The 536-nt window shown below is 61.6% G+C and carries 1 protein-coding gene; it reads left to right on the plus strand.

What is annotated here, in order from left to right:
* Positions 1–120: 120 nt before the first annotated feature.
* The coding region (locus tag AACY45_RS27780) for a hypothetical protein (protein ID WP_339548680.1) at positions 121–536 on the plus strand (416 nt) is incomplete at its 3' end.

Consider the following 536-nt stretch of genomic DNA (forward strand, 5'->3'; position numbering starts at 1 on the left):
GGCGTAGCCCCGTTGGGCAGCCTTCACGCACCTGAACAGGAGCGATTGAGGTTGCCCCTACCGCATCTTTTTTTTGGTTTATTATATGGGGATTAACTAGATCGACACGGGTAGCGGGGGATGGACACGAACCGGGAAAGCGTTGGGGCGAAAGACAGCATGATGGCCGAGTCGAGGGTTGGCGAAACGAGCGAGCAGGGCACACGGGTGCCCGCCGAACGCCACGACATCTTGAACGGCGCTATCACGGTGGCTGCGATTCTGTTGTTCGTCGTCACCGGCAGTGCAGCGCTATCGTCGACGATCCAACGCTATTTCAACGATGGCCCCGGCCCCGACCAGACACTCGTCATCGCCTTGCTGCTCAACGTCGCGCTGATCCTGTTCGGGTGGCGTCGCCACCGCGAGTTGGCGCATGAAGTGGCGATACGGACCGCTGCTGAGGAACGTGCGCAATTGCTCGCCTCCAAGGATCCGCTGACGGGCTTCCTCAACCGCCGCAGCCTGGCCGAGGAAGGGGCGGCCATGTTCGTCCG

Source organism: Pseudomonas sp. RA_35y_Pfl2_P32 (assembly GCF_963970735.1).
Taxonomy (GTDB): Bacteria; Pseudomonadota; Gammaproteobacteria; order Pseudomonadales; family Pseudomonadaceae; genus Aquipseudomonas.